The organism is Xanthobacter autotrophicus ATCC 700552 (genome assembly GCF_043194565.1).
GTDB lineage: Bacteria > Pseudomonadota > Alphaproteobacteria > Rhizobiales > Xanthobacteraceae > Xanthobacter > Xanthobacter autotrophicus_F.
This window is the reverse complement of the sequence record NZ_JBAFVS010000009.1, coordinates 115136-133493: the sequence shown is the minus strand read 5'-3', so window position 1 is coordinate 133493 and position 18358 is coordinate 115136. Positions and strand designations below refer to the sequence as shown.

The window sequence follows — 18358 nt, the reverse complement described above, 5'->3', positions numbered from 1 at the left end:
CAGGTTCAGCCTGAGGCTCAGCCTGAGGCTCAGCGCAGGGTTCAGCCCTTGGCCTTGGCGTCGAGCGCGATGGCGACGAAGCGCACGCCCTGCTCGCTCTTCACCTGGATCAACACCGCCTTGCGGTTCTCGGCCTTGGCGGCGGCGAGGCCGTCGCGCACATCCTTGGGGGTGGAGACGAGCTTGTCGCCCACCTTCAGGATAACGTCGCCGGTCTTGAAGCCGCGCTGGGCGGCAGCGCCGTTGGGATCGACGCCGGTCACCACCACGCCCTCGCCGCCGGCGCCCTGCACGCTCTTGGACGGAGCGAGCTGGAGGCCGAGACGCGGCAGGTCCTTGTTGCCGCCGGTCGCGTCATCCTCGCTCTGCGGCGCGCCGGGGCGCGAAGCCATCTGCTGCTCGGTCGGCAACTGATCGAGGGTCAGCGACAGGGTCATGGGCTTGGCGTCGCGGATCAGCGAGAGCTTGATCTCGGTGCCCGGCTTCATCAGGCCCACCTTGCGGGTGAGGTCGCGCGCCTCCTTGATGGCCTCTTCGTTCACCTTCACGATCACGTCGCCGGCCTTCAGGCCCGCCTTGGCGCCGGGGGTGTTCGGCTGCACCTGCGCCACCAGCGCGCCCTCGGCCTCCTTGATGCCGAGGCCGGAGGCGAGGTCCTCGGTCACCGGCTGGATCTGCACGCCGATGTAGCCGCGGGCCACCGATCCCTTGTCGCGCAGCTGGGCCACCACCGTCTTCACGGTCTCGGAGGGAATGGCGAAGGCGATGCCCACGTTGCCGCCCGAGGGGGACACGATGGCGGTGTTCATGCCGATCACCTCGCCGTTCAGCGAGAAGGTCGGGCCGCCCGAATTGCCCCGGTTGATGGGGGCGTCGATCTGGATGAAGTCGTCATAGGGACCCGAGCCGATGTCGCGGCCGCGGGCCGAGACGATGCCGGCGGTCACCGTGCCGCCGAGGCCGAACGGATTGCCCACCGCGATCACCCAGTCGCCGACGCGCGGGGCGCCGTCCGCGAGCTTCACCCACGGCAGGTTGGTGACGTTCTCGATCTTCAGCAGGGCCACGTCGGTGCGCGGATCGGTGCCGATCACCTTGGCCACGTATTCCTTGCCGTCGGTGGTGGTCACATCCACCTCGTCGGCGCCGTCCACCACATGGTTGTTGGTCACCACATAGCCGTCGGCGGAGATGATGAAGCCGGAGCCCTGGCCCACCACCGGGCGCCCACCACGGGATTCGCCCTTGGGGCCATTGCCGCCGCGCGGACCCATGCCCGGGCCGCCGGGACCCTGGCCGTCGCCGAAGCCGAAGCGCTTCAGGAACTGTTCGATCTGGGGCGGGACATTGCCGCCGAACTGGCCGCCGAGATCGCCGCCCATGGCCATCTGGTCGTTGCCGGCGTCCTTCTTCACCTTCACCGAGACGACGGCGGGCGAGACCTTCTCGACGATGTCGGCGAAGGAGAAGGAACCGGCGGGCTGGCTGGTGGTGATCTGCGCGGCGGCGGGCGCGTTCAGCGGCGGGACGAACTGGCCGGCCACGACGCCGGCGAGCGCGAGACCGACGACGCCGGCCAGGAGAGCCTTGCGGTGGCGCTTCGTCACGGAGGGGGTGTTGTCGGAGCGGGTCATGGGCGTCGCATCTCTCTGTTGTCTGCCTTGGGAGCAGGTTCGAGAGGCAAGCTAAGGCGGCGAGCGTTACGGCAGTCTGGCTGCGGAATTAAGGATCGGTAATGTGGCTCACGCGTGCGTGACGGTGCGCGCACCCTCGCCCGGCACCTCCGGCCGAACGCAAAAGGGCGGCCCGAAGGCCGCCCCTGTCGTCTGTTGCCCGCTCACTCCTGTCCCGCTCACTCCGCGGCGGCGGGCGGCGGCTCGGCCACCTCGGGCGCCGGGGTATAGATGAGGCCGCCACCGTCGCGGAACTTCTGCGCCATCTCCGCCATGCCCGCCGAGGCGAGGTTGTCGGCCTGGGCGCGGGCGATGTCGCCGGCTTCCAGCTTCAGCTCCTGCGAGATCTTCATGGAGCAGAATTTCGGCCCGCACATGGAGCAGAAATGCGCCACCTTGGCGCCCTCGGCGGGGAGCGTCTCGTCGTGGAAGCGCTCGGCCGTCTCCGGGTCCAGCGACAGCGCGAACTGGTCGCGCCAGCGGAAGGAGAAGCGCGCCCGGGACAGGGCATCGTCGCGGATGCGCGCCGCCGGATGGCCCTTGGCCAGGTCGGCTGCGTGGGCGGCGATCTTGTAGGAGATGACGCCGGTCTTCACGTCGTCGCGGTCGGGCAGGCCCAGATGCTCCTTCGGCGTCACGTAGCAGAGCATGGCGGTGCCGAACCAGCCGATCATGGCCGCGCCGATGGCCGACGAGATGTGGTCGTAGCCGGGGGAGATGTCGGTCACCAGCGGGCCGAGGGTGTAGAACGGCGCCTCGTGGCAGATCTTCAGCTGCTTTTCCACATTCTCGCGAATGAGGTGGAGCGGCACATGGCCGGGGCCCTCGATCATCACCTGGCAATCGTATTTCCAGGCGATCTCGGTCAGTTCGCCCAAGGTCTCCAGCTCGGCGAACTGGGCGGCGTCGTTGGCGTCGGCGATGGAGCCGGGGCGCAGGCCGTCGCCCAGCGAGAAGGCCACGTCATACTGGGCGAGGATTTCGCAGAGTTCCTCGAAATTCTCGTAGAGGAAGCTCTCCTTGTGGTGGGCAAGGCACCACTTGGCCATGATGGAGCCGCCGCGCGAGACGATGCCGGTGACGCGGTTGGCGGTGAGCGGCACGTAGGGCAGGCGCACGCCGGCATGGACCGTCATGTAGTCCACGCCCTGCTCGGCCTGCTCGATCACCGTGTCGCGGAAGACCTCCCAGGTCAGGTCCTCGGCGACGCCGTTCACCTTCTCCAGTGCCTGGTACATGGGCACGGTGCCGATGGGCACCGGCGAATTGCGCATGATCCATTCGCGGATGGTGTGGATGTTCTTGCCGGTGCTGAGGTCCATGACCGTGTCGGCCCCCCAGCGGGTGGCCCACACCAGCTTGTCCACCTCCTCGGCGACGCCCGAGGTGACGGCGGAATTGCCGATGTTCGCGTTGATCTTCACCAGGAAGTTCCGGCCGATGGCCATCGGCTCGGTTTCGGGGTGGTTGATGTTGTTGGGGATGATGGCGCGGCCGCGCGCCACTTCCTGCCGCACGAATTCCGGCGTGATGTCGGCGGGGATCGCCGCGCCGAGGCCCATGGCCTGATGATGCGGGTGGACACCGCCATTGGCGCGGGCGAGATTCTCGCGCGCCGCCACATATTCCATCTCGGCGGTGATGATGCCGGCCCGCGCATAGGCCATCTGGGTCGGGCGCTTGCCCGCCTTGGCGCGCAGGGGCCGGCGGCCGGTGAGGTCGAACTGGGGCAGGGTCGAGGACTGGCCGTCTTTGAGGCCATTGTCCTCGGGCTTGACCTGCCGGCCCTCCACCTCCTCCACGTCGCCGCGCTCGCGGATCCACTGGGCGCGCAGCAGCGGCAGGCCCTTGGTGAGGTCGATGACGGCTTGCGGATCGGTGTAGGGGCCCGAGGTGTCGTAGACCCGGACCGGCCGCTCTTCCGGCGTGGACAGGGTGATCTCGCGCATGGCGACGCGCACGTCCGGCCGTGTGGCGGAAACGAACACCTTGTGCGAGTGCGGCAGGGCGCCGGTGGTGACCTTGAGGGAGGACGTCGAGGCTTCGTCCAGCATGCGGTTCTCCTTTAAGCTTGCGCTTTCAACGAGAGCCGGGGTTAGAGCTAGGAGACGGGTACGATACGGCCGTAACGTGCCGTACGCACGGGTTCCGATCCCTTCGCCGGTATGACCCGGATCAGGTTCGAAGGGTCATCGCGGCACCGAAGAGCCTGAGGCGGCCGACGGACTTGCGAAATCTCAGCCCCTTCCGGGACCCCCCTTGGAACAGTCCGAGTGTGTGTATACGAAAGCCCAATGTCAACGCTGCACCGCAGCATGACGCCGGGCAGCCGGTCGATCAAAGCTCTGGATGGGCGGTGATGGGCCATTTGCCTGCCGGCCGGCATGCCCTACATCTATGGCCTCGAACCCCGGACGGTGGAGGCGCGCATGCAGCAGTATCACGACCTTCTCCGCCGCATCCTGAACGAGGGCGTGCGCAAGGACGACCGCACCGGCACCGGAACGCTCTCCGTGTTCGGGCACCAGATGCGATTCGATCTGGCGGCCGGCTTTCCCCTCGTCACCACCAAGAAGCTGCACCTGAAATCCATCGTGCACGAGCTTCTGTGGTTCCTCGCCGGCGACACCAACGTGCGCTACCTGAAGGACAACGGCGTCTCCATCTGGGACGAGTGGGCCGATGCGAAGGGCGATCTGGGGCCGGTCTATGGCCATCAATGGCGCTCCTGGCCGACGCCTGAGGGCGGCGTCATCGACCAGATCGCGCAGGTGGTCTCGGACATCCGCCGCAATCCCGATTCGCGCCGCCTCATCGTCACCGCCTGGAATCCGGCGGACGTGTCGAAGATGGCGCTGCCGCCCTGCCACTGCCTGTTCCAGTTCTATGTGCTGGAGGGCAAGCTTTCCTGCCAGCTCTACCAGCGCTCGGCGGACGTGTTCCTGGGCGTGCCATTCAACATCGCTTCCTATGCGCTCCTCACCCATATGGTGGCGCAGGTGACCGGACTCGGGGTCGGCGATTTCGTCCATACGCTGGGGGATGCACACCTTTACGTGAACCATCTGGAGCAGGCCCGCGCGCAGCTGGAACGCGCGCCCCGCACGCTGCCGCGACTGGCGCTCGATCCGGCGGTCACCGACCTCTTCGCCTTCCGTTACGAGGATGTGGAAATTGTGGGCTATGATCCCCACCCGGCCATCAAGGCGCCGGTGGCGGTCTGATCCCCAGCGCCGGAGCGCGCGTTCGTCCCTGTTCGCATTTCGGCGCGTACTACCGCTCGTTCCATTCAAACTGGTCCTGTCGGGACATCCTGGTCGGGACAGCCGTCTCCACACTCAAGACAAAGCACGTTCGTTCGCTTGCGAGGCAACTGGATCGCGACGGGCTTCAGGGAGGGTCTCATGGCGGATGCAGGAAGTCTTCTGGGGCAGCTCATCGGGGCTGCACTCGGCAACGGCAGCGTACGCGGCGGCGGGGGTGCCGGCGGCGGCGGCCTCGACCAGATCCTCAAGAGCGTGCTGGAAGGCGCCGGACAGGGCGGGCAAGCCCAGGGCGGTGCCGGCGGTGGCCTGCCCGGCGGGCTCGGCGATATCCTGGGCCAGGTCCTGGGGGGCGGTGCGGGCGGCGGCGGCCGCGCCCAGGGCGGAACCTCCGGCCTGCCGGGCGGGCTTGGCGACATCCTCGGCCAGGTGCTGGGCGGCGGCGGCCAGCGTCCCGGTGGAACGAGCGCCAGCGGCGGCGCGCCGGCCGGCCTTCCCGGCGGGCTCGGTGACATCCTCGGCCAGATCCTCGGCGGTGGTAGCGCTCCGGCGGGCGGCGGCATGTCCGGCGGCAGCACCAGCGGCTCGCTCGGCGATCTCGCACAGGCTTCCCTCGGAGGCCCGGCCACGACCTCGGCTCCGAACCCCTACCCCATCCCGGCGCCTGCGCCCGCTCCTGCCCCCTCCCCTGCCCCCTCGTCCCCTGCCCCGCAGTCCGGCAGCGGCGATCTGGTGAAATACGGCGGCATGGCCGTCATCGGCATGCTGGCCTGGAACGCCTTCCGCAAGTGGCAGGGCCAGTCGGCCGGCCGGTCGGCCTTCACCTCCGGCGCGCCGGACGCGGCCGGATTCACACCGGCCGCCGCACCCGGCGGGGCGGATGCCTTCTCCGGCGTCCTGCTTTCGGCCATGGCCGCCGCGGCCCAGGCGGACGGGCAGATCGACCAGGAAGAGCTGGAGCGCATCACCGGCGGCCTGGCCCGCATGGGGGCGCCGACGCCGGAGCGCGACGCGTTGATCTCCGTCCTCACCACCCCGGTGGACCCCCAGCAGGTGGTGGATGCGGCCACCAGCCCCGAAGCGGCGCTGCAGATCTACGCCGCCTCGGCCATCGCAATCCGTCCCGACAGCGCGGCCGAGAAGCAGTATCTCGCCAGCCTCGCCTCGGCGCTCGGCATCGATCCGGGCCTGAAGGCGCAGGTGGACGCGGACCTGAACGCCTGAGAGGCGGTCTGGACCTTCGGCCGGAGCGGCGCCCGCGCCCCTCCGGCACGTTGCTCACGCCATCGTGCGCGGCGGGGCCGTAACCGCGCCCTACCGCCGGGCGTATTGGGAAGCGGAGCGGCCGGCAGTGGCCGTTCCCTATGGGGCGGGCATGACCCGCCCCATAGGCCCTGCTTCCCATGCGCAGCGAAGGACACGAGCGAACACCCCATGCCCCTCTTCCATGAACGGTCCGGCACCTTCAGCCCCGAGAAGACGGCGTTCCTCGTCGCCTCCATGCTGCCTGCGGTCTGGCTCGCGGGCCTTGCCGCCAACGGCATGCTCGGCGCGCGGCCGTGGACCGAGGCCATCCACTTCACCGGGCTGTGGGCCATCCGCCTCCTCGCCGTGACCCTCGCCATCACGCCCCTGCGCAAGCTCCTGTCCTATCCCAAGCTCTATTTCGGACGGCGCATCTTCGGCCTTGCGGCGCTGTTCTACGCCGCCTTCCACCTGCTGCTGTTCGTCGTGGACCAGGGTGCCGGCCGGGCGCTGAGCGAAATCGCGCTGCGCATCTACCTCACCATCGGCGCGGTGGCGCTGGCGCTGCTCATCGCGCTGGGAGCGACCTCGTTCGACAGCGCCATCCGGCGGCTCGGAACGCAGCGGTGGAACCGGCTGCACATGGCGGTCTACGCCATCGCCATCCTGGGGGCGGTCCATTTCTTCCTGCAGTCGAAGCTGGACGTGACCCAGCCGGTACTGATGGCCGGCCTGTTCGTCTTCCTGTTCGCCTATCGCATCGGCGTGCGCCTTGCCGGCGAAGTGACGCCGCTGGGCGTCGCCGGCCTCGCCGTGCTGTCCGCGCTGCTGACGGCGGGGGTGGAAGTGCTGTGGTATGGCCTCGCCACGCGGGTGGACCCGTGGCTGGTGGCCGAGGCCAACCTCTCCTTCGATCTCGGCCCGCGCCCGGCCTGGTGGGTGCTGGGGGCGGGGCTTGCCTTGGCCCTGCTCGCCGCCCAGCGCCGGCAGGCTGCACCGACGCGGGGGCGGCGCCGGGCGGTTTCGGCGGGTCCCAATCCGGCGACGCGGACGGGAATCAAGGCCTCCTGAGGGGCCGGCCGCACAAAAGGGGGCGGCTGCCCGCCCCCTTCTGCGCCTGTATCCGATCGGATCAGGCGTCGGCCCGCTCCGGCACGGGCAGGCCGAGCCACTCCTGGTAGAAGCCTTCGATATCCGGCGAGAAATCGTGGATCACCGGATACCAGGGGGTGGGCGCCTCCACGTCGTGGAGGGTGCCGCACTCCGGGCAGAAATACTCGCGGATCACCTGCCAGGACGGCGTCGGCGCCATGAGGCGGGGATAGATCTCCTCCATCTTCTGCGGCGTGTCGCGGACATGGACGCGGGCGTGCAGCTTCCAATTGTCCTTCCAGTCACAGAAATCATGGCCGCATTCGCAGCGCACGGTCCACTTTTTGGAGACCTTCTGCTGCACGATGAAGAGTTTTGGACCGAGCGGCAGGACGATCTTGTCGTCCCACGGCATGCGTTCCTGCAAAATCTCCACATAGGTCACGAACCGCTCCGGGTCCTTGGGGGTGGAGAGCATCTGGTGGAGCGTGTCGGGATCGATCTTGCCATCCACGAGATCGACGATCTTCGAGCGGGTATAGGCCATCGGGTGTTCCTCCTGATTGTTGGATTGCTCCCCTCTCCCCTTGCGGGAGAGGGGTTGGGGGTGAGGGGGGCTGGGTCCGCGCACCGGGACAATGGGCGGCGGCCCCCTCACCCCGGCCCTCTCCCGCAAGGGGAGAGGGAGGGACGCGGCTGGCACGACGGGGACGCCTCACTCCTCCACGAACTGCACGGTGTGCACGTCCGGCAGTTCGGAGACGTCCATGGAATAGCGCGAGCCGTAGGTGGGCACGCCGATCTCTTCCTCCGGCAGGGTCCAGCTGTCGGGCAGGGTCCAGAAGGCGCGGAACTCCTGCTCGAAGCGCGGGCCGAGCTTGAAGGAGGCGGCGAACATCTGCCGCACCTGCGTGCCCGCGTCCTTGGCGAGGATCTTCTCGCGCTCGCCCTTCATCCATTCGGAGACCGGCACCGACTTGGCCAGGCGCTCCTTGCGGATCTGCGCGCGGGCGGTGGAGGTGGCGACCTCGTCCACCACGCACTGCCCGCCCTCGCCCTTGCGCACCACGACGCCATAGACGTCGCCGGCGAAGCGCTCCAGCACATAGCCGCCGTTGATGTCGTCGGCCACCGCCTGCGGGTCGCGGTCCAGCGGATCGCCGAAGCCGGGGCCGCCGCGCATGTAGTTGAGGTAGAGGTCGTAGTCGGAGAACATCTCCTCGGTGGTGATGGCCTGCTTGTCGCGCTTGATGACGGCGTCGGGCAGCATGGCGTCCCAGGTGGGGTTCTCCGGGTCGGTGTCGCCGCCGAGCGGGATCTCGGCGCCGGTGGCGATCAGCTCCTTGAGGTTGGTCTTGTGGGCGGCGAAGCGATAGCCGGAGGCCGCCGGATAACCGCCCATCAGCCCCCAGTCGGAAGAGATGTGGCCGTTGCCCATGAAGAACATGGTCCAGTCCTTGGCGTTCCAGACCATGCGCAGGCTCTCGAAGCCGCAGCCGCCGCGATACTTGCCGGAGCCGCCCGAGGACGCCTTGATCTGCCGGCCGAGATAGATCAGCGGCTCGGCCAGTTCCCAGATCTCCATGTCGCCCATGTCGCCTTCCGGGTTCCAGATGGCGGCGGCATGGCTGAGGCCGTCCTGCACCGCGGTGGCCCCGGTGCCGTTGGCGGCGCACTCGAACGAGTTCACGGCGTGGATCTCGTCATACTGGTTGAAGCCGCCGCCCTGCAGCCAGTTGGAGGTGTTGGCGTTGCCGGCGTTCACCTCCTCTAGGTAGCCGCGCCCGAAATAGGAGCGCGACAGGCCGCGCCACAGCGCCGTCCAGGCCGAGACCAGGAAGTGCCAGCTGTAGGAGAAGGCGACGCGGCGGTCGTCCGGGTTCATCCAGGTGCCCTTGGGCAGGCGGAACTCGGTGCCGTAGGCGGCGCCGTCGTTGATCATCTCGGAGGGGATGAGGGTCTGGGTCATCATCACCCAGATGCCCGAGGTGAAGCTCACCTGATGGGCGTTGTAGGTGTGCCAGCCCCAGCGGCTCGCGCCCTCGAAATCCAGCCGCCACGTGCCGTCCCGGCGGATGGTCATCTCGCAGGGGGCATGCATGATGGTGTCGAGCTTGGCGAAGTCGGAGGGCACCCGCACGTCCTCGTGGGCGTAGGGCACGTCCACGAAGCCCACCTGCCGGTAGGTGCCGGGGATGGTCATGGCCTTGATGCGGGCCTGAAGGCCGAGCCGGCCATGCTCCACCGCCTCATAGGCGAACTTCCAATAGGCCTCGATGCCCTCTTCCGCCACCACCTCCTCCACCAGCCGGCGGATCATGTGGCAGCCGGCGATGCGGGTGCGCTCATCCAGCATCCAGTAGCGGGTGGTGCGCACCATGCGCTGGCTCTCGTGCAGCCAGTCGCGGAACAGGGTGTCGTTGGCGCCCACCTTGCGGCAGGTGATCTGGTAGCCGTCGCCGAAGCGCTGCACCTGCCCCGTAGACATGGAGCCCGGCCCCACCGAGCCGGTATCGATGACGTGGGTGACGCCGCCCACCCAGCCGATCAGTTCACCCTGCCAGAAGATGGGCACGATGGTGTGGATGTCGCACGGGTGCACGTTGCCGATGAGGCAATCGTTGTTGCAGAAGATGTCCTTGTCATGGACGCCGGGATTGGCCTCCCAATTGTTCTCGATCATGTATTTGATGGCCGCGCCCATGGTTCCCACATGGATGATGATGCCGGTGGAGGTGAGGATGCTGTCGCCCGCCGCGTTATAGAGGGTGAAGCACAATTCGCCCTCCTGCTCCACGATGGGGGAGGCGGCGATCTTCTTCGCGGTCTCGCGGGCATCCACCACGCCGGCCCGCAGGCGCGAGAACAGCTTGTTGTAGAGGATGGGTTCCGCTGCGCGCAGCTCCATCGTCTTCAGGCCGGCATAGTGGCCGGTGGCCTTGGTGGCGGTCATGAGGCGGTCGCGATGTTCTTTCAGCGTCTCGCCGCCGCGCACGATGCCGCGCGCCGCACCCTCAAGGGTGCTCTGGTTCACAGTGACGTTCATGGGGTCGTTTCCTTTGAGTTCTTTTGAGTTGGCGTCCTTGGAAGTCCAATCTTGAGACGTGAGATCTTGAAAGCCGGCAGTTGTCGTGCGTCGCCGCTCAAGGCCCTCTCCCGCTTGCGGGGGAGGGTTGGGAGGGGGACGAGGGCGCGGGGATCAGGAGAGGCCGGCGGGCGTGGTTGCTGCCCGTCCAGCCCCCTCCCCACCCCTCCCCCGCAAGCGGGAGAGGGAGCGTCGTCGCGTCCTCACACCTCGCGCAGGTGGAACAGGCGGTGGCCGTCGAGCCAGGTCTCGAAGCCGTTCGGCACCACGAAGGTGGTGGCGTCGGATTCGATCACGGCGGGACCCATCACCCGGTTGCCGGGGCGCAGCGATTCCATGCGGTAAAGCTGCGCATCCACCCACTTCTTCTTGCGATAGAACTTGCGGGTGCCGATCTTGGCCTCTTCCGGCGGGGTCTCGCCTTCCTCCGGCTCCTTCGGGATCTTCGGCTTGGGGATCGGCACCATGCCGCGCATGATGGCGCCGGTGACCGAATAGCCCAGCTCCGGCGAGCGGGCCGAGGCGGCATAAACCCGGCCATAGGTGGCGTTGAAGGCCTCGGTCAGCTGGTCCCAGTCCGCCGCGGTGTGCGCCTGCGCCAGCGGGCTCTCGATCTCCAGATCGTTGAGCTGCCCGCGATACTGCATGCGGTAGCCGGGCTGGAGCGTCACCTGCTCCGGCGCATAGCCGTTCAGCTTGAACTCTTCGAGCACGTTGTGGGTCAGTTCCTCCCACGCCGCCTGGAGGGTGGCGGCGGCCTTCAGCTTGTCGGCATCGGGGGTTTCCGTCGGCATATTGATGTCGAGGGACTTGTCGTAGCGATATTCGAAATCCGCCGCCGCGCAGCCGAAGGCGGAGAAGCCCGCCGCCCAGGCCGGCACGATCACATCCTCGAAGCCGAGGCCTTCCGTATAGCCATAGGTGTGCACCGGCCCCGCACCGCCATAGGAGAAGCACACGAAGCTCGCCGGCGAATAGCCCTTGCCGGAGATCATGGCGCGCAGGTAGTCGCGCAGGTCGCTGTCGAGCAGCTCAATGACGCCGGCGGCGGCATCCTCCACCGACAGGCCGAGCGGATCGGCGATCTGCACCTTGATGGCATCCACCGAGCGCTGCCGGTCGAGCTTCACCGCCCCGCCGAGGAAGTTGTCGGGGTTGAGATAGCCCAGCACCATGTGGCAGTCGGAGATGGTCACGGTCTCGATGCCGCTCTCCTTCCAGCACACGCCCACCCGGTAGCCGGCCGAATCCGGCCCGAGCTTGATGGCGCGGGTATAGGGATCGAGCCGGATGAAGGAGCCGGCGCCGGCGCCCACCGAATCCATGGCCACCAGCGGCAGGGACAGGACGAGGCGCGCCATGTCCGGGTCGTTCTTGATGGTCATCTCGCCTTGCGTGATCAGCGCCACGTCGAACGAGGTGCCGCCGATGTCCGAGCAGGCGATGTTCTTGTAGCCCAGCACTTCGCCCAGATACTTGGCGCCGATCACCCCGCCGATGGGGCCGGAGACGATAGTGCGCGCCAGCTCCTTCGCCTTCCAGGAGATGGTGCCGCCATGGGTCGCCATCACGCGGAAGTCGAACTTGGTGCCGCGCTCCTTGAAGGCATCGGAGATCTTCGACAGCGTCTGCCGCGAGGGCTCGGCCGCATAGCCTTCGAGGATGGTGGTGTTGGTGCGATGGGTTTCCTTGCGCACCGGATAGTAATCGGCGGAGGCGAAGACCGGGATGGTCTTGCCGCTCTTTGCCACTTCTTCCAGCACGATGTCGCGCACGCGGCGCTCGTTGACCGGGTTCTTGTAGGAATGCAGCAGCGAGATGACGATGCCTTCCGCATCGGCGGCGATCAGGTCGCGGGCGGCGGCGCGGGCGCTGTCCTCCCGCAGGGGGATCACCTGCGTGCCCATCATGTCGGTGCGCTCCACCACGCCGCGGGTCAGGTGGCGCGGCACCAGCGGCGGGTCGTAGCGGTGGGTGTTGAGGTGGATGCGGTCCTCATAGGCGTAGCCCAGGTGGCTCTGCACCGCGCGGCCCATGCGGTGGAAATCCTCCATGCCGCGATTGACGATGAGGCCGCATTTCAGCCCCTTGCGCTGGACCACGCGATTGAGCATCGCGGTGCCGGAATAGACGCCGGTCTGGAGCTGGGCGAGGGCGTCGTGGAGCGACATGCCCCAGTTGGCGAGCCCGTCTTCAGAGGAGGCGATGAGGCCGAGGGCCTCGTTCTGGGGCGTGGACTGGGCCTTGCCGACGACAAAGTCGCCATCCTGGTCCACGAAAAAGGTATCCGTCATGGTGCCGCCGGCATCGATGCCGAGCACCTGGACGTTGCGCAGGTGTCCCACGGGAACGTTCACGCCTTTGTCCTCCCTTTGGTGCCGGCCTCACTTTTCGGTGCCGGCTCGCCATGGGAGTGGCAGGATGCGTGCCAGAGGCGTTCGACTGTAGAAAATGACGCGCTCACCTGAATATTGTGCAATGCATCATGTAATATGGAAGAATTCGACTGTCCGGTTTCCGGACACTTGTTGTCCGGAGCGCGGGCAACAATCCCGAACGACTGGGACGGCACCCCGCGCGGGCCTTGCCGATGGCACGAACTTGCGCTTATCTTGCCGACCAAAGCCGCCGCCGACGGTGAACAACCGGCGGATAGAATGCGGCATGAAAGGGAGTGAACCCGCCATCGGGCGCGGCGCCGGCCCATCAGCCGAGCGGACGCGCACGCTGGCCAACGGCTTAGGCGGCGCCTTTCGGGAACGCCGCGCCGCCCGGCCCGGAGGGCAGAGCTGGTGCCATATCGCGAGATTGCCCGTGCCTGGGAGGCGTTTCACCAGGACGGCATCGCCTCACCCAACGTCCGCCCCGCGGTGCTGGCCTCCTGGCAGCGCTCGCGCCAGCACGCCATCACGGCGAACCTCTCCGAAGCCCCCCTTGTGAGCGAGGCGGAGCTGCATCGCCGCCGGCAGCAGAACATGCGCCTCATCGCCGCCGCCCGCCCGGCCATGGACGAGGCGCGCCATCTGCTCTCCGACGCGCGCTCCATGCTCATCCTCACCGATACCGAGGGCACGATCCTCGAAACCGAGGGCGACGCGCGAGCGGTGGATACCGGCCAGGAAGTGAAGCTCCAGCGCGGCGGCCTGTGGTGCGAAGCGCAGATCGGCACCAACGCCATCGGCACCGCGCTCGCCTCCGGACGGCCGGTGCAGATCCACGCCGCCGAGCATTTCTGCGCCAGCGTGCAGCGCTGGACCTGCGCCGCCGCCCCGGTGCGCCATCCCGGCCATGGCGCGGTGATCGGCGCGGTGGATGTCTCCGGCTCCACCGACACCTTCAACCCGCAGAACCTCGCCCATGCGGTGGCTCTCGCCCAGCAGATCGAGGCGGTGCTGGGCCGGCGCATGGAGATGGAGCACGAGCAGGTGCTGCGGCACTTCCTCTCCAAGCGCTCGCTCTGGCTGTCGGAGGAAATTCTCGCCTTCGGACGCTCCGGCGCCCTCATCTATTCCACCGACAAGGCCCTGAAAGAGGTGGCCCGCCGCAACCACCGCTTCATCGCCGATGGCCGGCTGGAAGCCCTCAACGATGTCGCCCCGGCGGCCTGGGCCGAGCGCGTCGCGGCGCTGCTGCCGGGCGCCAGCGTGGAGATCGTGCGCGAGGACGGCGAGGAGATCGGCGGCGTGGTGGTGCTGCACGCTCCCCGCAAGTCCCGCCCGGTGATGCGCGAGGCGGCGCGGGAGCTGGAGGCCCTGCCCTTCGAGGCCATCGTGGGCGACAGCCCGGTGATGCGCGAGGTGCGGGAGAAGGCCCGGCGCATGGCCGAGAGCGGCCTTCCCATCCTGCTGGAAGGCGAGACCGGGGTGGGCAAGGAGGTGTTCGCCCGCGCCATCCATGGCGGGCGCGCGCCCTGCGGCCCGTTCGTGCCGCTTAATTGCGGCGGCCTGCCGCGGGACCTCATCGCCAGCGAGCTGTTCGGCTACGAGAAGGGCGCCTTCACCGGCGCCGACGCCTCCGGCAAGCAGGGCAAGGTGGAGGCGGCGGACGGCGGCCTGCTCTGCCTCGACGAGATCGGCGAGATGCCGCTGGAACTGCAATCCTACCTGCTGCGGGTGCTGGAGGATGGCGTCGTCTACCGCGTCGGCGGGCATAATGGGCGGCGGGTCAATCTGCGGCTCGTCTCCATGACCAACCGCGACCTCTCCGGCGAGGTGGCGGCGGGGCGCTTCCGCAAGGACCTGTTCTATCGCATCGCGGCGCTTCGCCTGCGCATCCCGCCGTTGCGCGAGCGGGGCGAGGATGTGGCGTTGCTGCTCGATCATTTCGGCCGCGCCGCCGCTGCCCGCGCCGGGCTGCCCCCGCCCCGCTTCTCGCCGGCCGCCCATGCGGCGCTCATGGCCTATGCCTGGCCCGGCAATGTGCGCGAGCTGCGCAATGTGGTGGACATGCTGGTGGCCATGGGCGGCACGGGTGGCGGGGCGGGTGGCGGCGACGGCGCGGTGATCGACATCGCCGACCTGCCGCAGGAGATCCGCGAGGAAACCCTCGAGACGGCACGGGCCACCGACCTCAAGGCGGTGGAGGAAGCGGCGATCCGCGCGGCGGTGGATGCCTGCGGCGGCAACCTCTCCCGCGCCGCCCGCCGCCTCGGCATCGCCCGCTCCACCCTCTACATGCGCCTCTCCGCGCTGGAGCGCTGAGCCTGACCGAGTTTCCGGGGGGCGCCTCAGTTCGAGACAATGCGCGGTCTTGCCCCCTCTCCCGCTTGCGGGGGAGGGTTGGGGAGGGGGCAGAGCCGTACCAAATGGAACCGGCGGTTCCTCGGAAACGCACCGGCAGCCCCCTCCCTGCCCTCGGTGCGCCCCGTCGGTGCGGCAGATTTTCAAACTGAGAAACCATTCGCCCCCGGCGGGGGCGCGGCTGCGCGCCTCCTCGGCGCGGTCCGGGCACCGTGCTAGCCTGCGCGCCGACGTAACTCATCCCGGCAGGATCTTATGCCCCAGGCACTGTTCGACATCCCCCTGAAACGCATCGACGGCACCCCGGCGACCCTCGGCGATTTCGGGGGCAAGGTTCTCCTCGTGGTCAACGTGGCCTCCAAATGCGGGCTCACCCCGCAATATGCGGCGCTCGAAAAGCTGTATGCGGCGCGCCACGGCGACGGGCTCGAAATCCTCGGCTTCCCGGCCAATGATTTCGGCGCCCAGGAGCCCGGCACCGAAAGCGAGATCGCCAGCTTCTGCAGCCTGACCTATGGCGTCACCTTCCCCATGTTCGAGAAGATCTCGGTGGTGGGCGCCACCCGCCATCCGCTTTACGACGCGCTGGTGGCCGCCCGGCCAGAGACCACGGACGAGGAAGGCCGGCGCCCGTCCGGCCGCAGCGCTTCCCCCTCCGACGTCTCGTGGAACTTCGAGAAGTTCGTGGTGGGGCGCGACGGGCATGTCATCGCCCGCTTCTCGCCGCGGGTGACGCCGGACGACCCCCGGCTCATCCAGGCGCTCGACGCCGCGCTCGAAGCGAAAGCCTGACATCCGCGCGATGCCCTCCCCGCTAGGGGGGAGGGCATCCGCCGCCTCAGTCGGCCACCGGTTCGGTCGCCACCAGTTCCGCCGCCACCAGATCCTCCAGCGCCGCGCCCACGGACTTGAAGAGCGTCACGCTCTGCCCTTCCGTTCGCCCCTCCTTCAGGCCGGCGCACAATTCGTGGAGGTCCGCCCGCACCAGATCCTTCGACCAGCGCCCCGAGGCCACGGGCTGGAGCAGGTCGCCGGCTTCCGCCAGCGCGCCGCCATAGGTGTCCACATAAACGGCGCTGTTGGCCACCAGATCGTCGTCGCTCTCGCGCATGGTCGGGGTGAAGGCGCCCACCAGGTCCACATGGGTGCCGGGCCTCACGTCCCGCCCCAGCACCAGCGGCTCCACCGAGGTGGTGGCGCAGGTGACGATATCCGCCGCCCGCACCGCCGCCGACAGGTCTTCCGCCGGCTCGGCGGGAAGCCCCAGCGCCTTCAGCCGCGCGGCCATGTCCTGCGCCCGCGCCAGCGAGCGGCCCCACACCAGCACCCGGCCGATGGGCCGCACGAAGCAATGGCCCTGGGCAAGGTGGAAGGCGAGATGGCCGGTGCCCACCACGGTCAGCGTCTCGCTGTCCATGCGCGACAGGAAGGAGGACGCGAGCGCGGAGGTGGCGGCGGTGCGCCGGTTGGTGAGGGCCTCGGCGTCCAGAATCGCCTTCGGCACCCCGGTTGAGCCATCGAACAGGACATAGAGGCCGTGCACCGAGCCCATGTTCCGCGCCGCATTGGCGGGAAAGATGTTGACGATCTTCACCCCCAGCGCCGCGCCCCGGCGCCACGCCGGCATGGCGAGGAGATGGGCCGGAGCGCCCGCCTGCCCTACCTCGTAGGACTGGCGCACCGGCGCCTCCACCCGCGCCTCCGCGAAGGCCGCGCCAAGGGCCGGCACCAGCCGCTCATAGCCCAGCGCCGCCTCCACCTCCGCCGCCTCATACACCCGAACCATGGCTTCCTCCCGCCTGCGCTTTTGCCAGACCGTAGAGCATGGGGCGCCTGTGCCCGCAACGGGCGCGGGAACCAATTGGGTCCGCTGCCACTTGGATCTGTAACAGGAGATCCACCATGCAATACGAGCACCCGACGATCCAAAGCGTGAGGCGTTTCTTTCCCCGCTTCTTGCCCCATGAGGGCGAAATCTTTCAGGCGGACCGGCATGACGACCCATTGCTCGAATGGAGCACGGCAGAAGACGGTGTCGAGCTGCTCGGGTGCAACGGAACGACTCTCGTCCGCCTCGACTGCCGCGACGGGCGCTGGTTCTTCAGCCTGATCGGCTCGAATGCGGAGCCCATCCGGTCCGGCTCGCGGGCCGAGGCCCGCCTCCTCGCCGAATGCTATGCGTATCGCATGGTCCAGGCCTGAAGACTGTCCATCGTGAAGACTATGCTTGCCTGCCGCGCCGTGCGGGTATGCCATCGGCGAATGGAGCCGGATCGAAGTGACAACGAGGGTGACAACGAGGTCGACCCATGGCGCCGCGTGCAAGCTGGAAAGGCTTCCTGACCATTGGCGCCGTGAGCTGCGGCGTCGCGCTCCATGCCGCGGCGTCGACCGCCGAGCGCATCGCGCTGCACATGGTCAGCCGCAAGAGCGGCCACCGCCTGCGCCGCCAGTTGGTGGACGAGGAGACCGGGCGCCCGGTGGAGCCTGACGACCAGGTGAAGGGCTACGAGGTGGCCAAGGGCGACTACGTCACGCTGGAAGCGGACGAGGTCGCGGCCGTGGTGCCGGAGAGCGACAAGACCATCGCCATCACCGCCTTCGTGCCCTGCGCCGACATCGATACCGTCTATCTCGACCGCCCCTATTTCCTTGCGCCGGTGGACAAGCCGAGCGCCGAGGCCTTCGCCCTGATCGCCGCCGGCATGGCCGCCGCCAAAGTGGCGGCCCTGGGCGAGGCGGTGCTGTTCCGCCGCGTGCGCAAGCTGCTGATCCGGCCGGACACGGAAGGCGGCGCGCTGATCGCCGACACCCTGAGCTTCGATTACGAGGTGCGCCCGGCCGAGGAGGCCTTCGCCGACGTTCCCGACGTGAAAGTGACGGGCGATATGCTGGACCTCGCCACCCATATCATCCGCTCCAGGGCCGGCGCCTTCGATCCGGCCGCCTTCGACGACCGCTACGAGAGCGCCCTCGCCGAGCTGGTGCGGGCGAAGATGGAGGGCAAGCCCTTGCCCAAGGCCGCCCCGCGCCGCGAAGAAAAGGTCGTGGACCTGCTGGAGGCTCTGCGTGCCAGCGCAGGTGAAGGGGTCAAGGACGGCAAGGGTGGAAATGATGGAAATGATGGAAATGATGGAAATGATGGAAATGATGGAAATGATGGCAAGATGAAACCCGCCGGCCGCAAGGCTTCAGCGAAGAAGACTGCGGCAAAGACGGGTGCGGCGAAGAAGCCGGCCGCTCCACGCAAGGCGGGCTGAG

13 protein-coding genes and 1 riboswitch are annotated in these 18358 nt (G+C 68.3%); of the genes, 7 read left to right on the top strand and 6 right to left on the bottom strand.

Annotated features, from left to right (window positions below; genetic code table 11):
- Positions 1–41: 41 nt before the first annotated feature.
- Both V5F48_RS12060 and thiC read right to left on the bottom strand, forming a co-directional pair.
- Positions 42–1634, bottom strand: a complete 1593-nt coding sequence (locus tag V5F48_RS12060; RefSeq protein WP_394258911.1) for a Do family serine endopeptidase — start codon at positions 1632–1634, stop codon at positions 42–44.
- A gap of 218 nt (positions 1635–1852) precedes the next feature.
- Positions 1853–3727, bottom strand: a complete 1875-nt coding sequence (thiC, locus tag V5F48_RS12055; protein ID WP_394107722.1) for a phosphomethylpyrimidine synthase ThiC — start codon at positions 3725–3727, stop codon at positions 1853–1855.
- An 80-nt stretch (positions 3728–3807) separates the two neighbouring features.
- Positions 3808–3943: riboswitch (TPP riboswitch) on the bottom strand.
- 159 nt (positions 3944–4102) lie between these two features.
- Between thiC and V5F48_RS12050 the strand changes: the two genes are divergently transcribed.
- The 3 genes from V5F48_RS12050 to V5F48_RS12040 all read left to right on the top strand — a co-directional run bounded on the left by V5F48_RS12050 (position 4103) and on the right by V5F48_RS12040 (position 7252).
- Positions 4103–4897, top strand: a complete 795-nt coding sequence (locus V5F48_RS12050; RefSeq protein WP_394258949.1) for a thymidylate synthase — start codon at positions 4103–4105, stop codon at positions 4895–4897.
- Positions 4898–5077: 180 nt separating this feature from the next.
- The gene (locus V5F48_RS12045) at positions 5078–6160 is read left to right on the top strand and encodes a tellurite resistance TerB family protein (RefSeq protein WP_394258910.1); all 1083 of its coding nucleotides are present in this window, start codon (positions 5078–5080) and stop codon (positions 6158–6160) included.
- 210 nt (positions 6161–6370) lie between these two features.
- Entirely contained in the window at positions 6371–7252 is an 882-nt protein-coding gene (locus tag V5F48_RS12040; protein ID WP_394258909.1) for a protein-methionine-sulfoxide reductase heme-binding subunit MsrQ, read from the top strand.
- A gap of 61 nt (positions 7253–7313) precedes the next feature.
- Here the strand turns inward: V5F48_RS12040 and V5F48_RS12035 are convergent, their stop codons facing one another.
- The 3 genes from V5F48_RS12035 to V5F48_RS12025 all read right to left on the bottom strand — a co-directional run bounded on the left by V5F48_RS12035 (position 7314) and on the right by V5F48_RS12025 (position 12715).
- Entirely contained in the window at positions 7314–7820 is a 507-nt protein-coding gene (locus V5F48_RS12035; protein WP_394258908.1) for an acetone carboxylase subunit gamma, read from the bottom strand.
- Positions 7821–7988: 168 nt separating this feature from the next.
- Positions 7989–10319: a hydantoinase B/oxoprolinase family protein gene (locus V5F48_RS12030; protein WP_394258907.1), complete on the bottom strand. Its 2331-nt coding sequence runs from the start codon at positions 10317–10319 to the stop codon at positions 7989–7991.
- Between the two features lie 242 nt (positions 10320–10561).
- Entirely contained in the window at positions 10562–12715 is a 2154-nt protein-coding gene (locus V5F48_RS12025; RefSeq protein ID WP_394107728.1) for a hydantoinase/oxoprolinase family protein, read from the bottom strand.
- A gap of 435 nt (positions 12716–13150) precedes the next feature.
- Between V5F48_RS12025 and V5F48_RS12020 the strand changes: the two genes are divergently transcribed.
- Together V5F48_RS12020 and V5F48_RS12015 are read left to right on the top strand one after the other, a co-directional pair.
- Positions 13151–15058 carry a sigma-54-dependent Fis family transcriptional regulator gene (locus tag V5F48_RS12020; protein WP_394258906.1) on the top strand — a complete coding sequence of 636 codons (1908 nt, stop codon included), beginning with the start codon at positions 13151–13153 and terminating at the stop codon, positions 15056–15058.
- 294 nt (positions 15059–15352) lie between these two features.
- Positions 15353–15889: a glutathione peroxidase gene (locus V5F48_RS12015; protein WP_394258905.1), complete on the top strand. Its 537-nt coding sequence runs from the start codon at positions 15353–15355 to the stop codon at positions 15887–15889.
- A 46-nt stretch (positions 15890–15935) separates the two neighbouring features.
- On the opposite strand, the gene lhpI is transcribed toward V5F48_RS12015, so the two are convergent.
- Entirely contained in the window at positions 15936–16883 is a 948-nt protein-coding gene (gene lhpI / locus V5F48_RS12010) for a bifunctional Delta(1)-pyrroline-2-carboxylate/Delta(1)-piperideine-2-carboxylate reductase (RefSeq protein WP_394258904.1), read from the bottom strand.
- 146 nt (positions 16884–17029) lie between these two features.
- Between lhpI and V5F48_RS12005 the strand changes: the two genes are divergently transcribed.
- Together V5F48_RS12005 and ku are read left to right on the top strand one after the other, a co-directional pair.
- Positions 17030–17299, top strand: a complete 270-nt coding sequence (locus V5F48_RS12005; RefSeq protein ID WP_394258903.1) for a hypothetical protein — start codon at positions 17030–17032, stop codon at positions 17297–17299.
- 107 nt (positions 17300–17406) lie between these two features.
- The gene (gene ku / locus V5F48_RS12000; protein ID WP_394258902.1) at positions 17407–18357 is read left to right on the top strand and encodes a non-homologous end joining protein Ku; all 951 of its coding nucleotides are present in this window, start codon (positions 17407–17409) and stop codon (positions 18355–18357) included.
- Position 18358 lies beyond the last annotated feature (1 nt).

What these genes read in the sequence shown, in the direction of transcription:
- V5F48_RS12060 (WP_394258911.1), bottom strand. Translation starts at nt 1,634, where the DNA reads ATGACCCGCTCCGACAACACCCCCTCCGTGACGAAGCGCCACCGCAAG.
- thiC (WP_394107722.1), bottom strand. Translation starts at nt 3,727, where the DNA reads ATGCTGGACGAAGCCTCGACGTCCTCCCTCAAGGTCACCACCGGCGCC.
- V5F48_RS12050 (WP_394258949.1), top strand. Translation starts at nt 4,103, where the DNA reads ATGCAGCAGTATCACGACCTTCTCCGCCGCATCCTGAACGAGGGCGTG.
- V5F48_RS12045 (WP_394258910.1), top strand. Translation starts at nt 5,078, where the DNA reads ATGGCGGATGCAGGAAGTCTTCTGGGGCAGCTCATCGGGGCTGCACTC.
- V5F48_RS12040 (WP_394258909.1), top strand. Translation starts at nt 6,371, where the DNA reads ATGCCCCTCTTCCATGAACGGTCCGGCACCTTCAGCCCCGAGAAGACG.
- V5F48_RS12035 (WP_394258908.1), bottom strand. Translation starts at nt 7,820, where the DNA reads ATGGCCTATACCCGCTCGAAGATCGTCGATCTCGTGGATGGCAAGATC.
- V5F48_RS12030 (WP_394258907.1), bottom strand. Translation starts at nt 10,319, where the DNA reads ATGAACGTCACTGTGAACCAGAGCACCCTTGAGGGTGCGGCGCGCGGC.
- V5F48_RS12015 (WP_394258905.1), top strand. Translation starts at nt 15,353, where the DNA reads ATGCCCCAGGCACTGTTCGACATCCCCCTGAAACGCATCGACGGCACC.
- lhpI (WP_394258904.1), bottom strand. Translation starts at nt 16,883, where the DNA reads ATGGTTCGGGTGTATGAGGCGGCGGAGGTGGAGGCGGCGCTGGGCTAT.
- ku (WP_394258902.1), top strand. Translation starts at nt 17,407, where the DNA reads ATGGCGCCGCGTGCAAGCTGGAAAGGCTTCCTGACCATTGGCGCCGTG.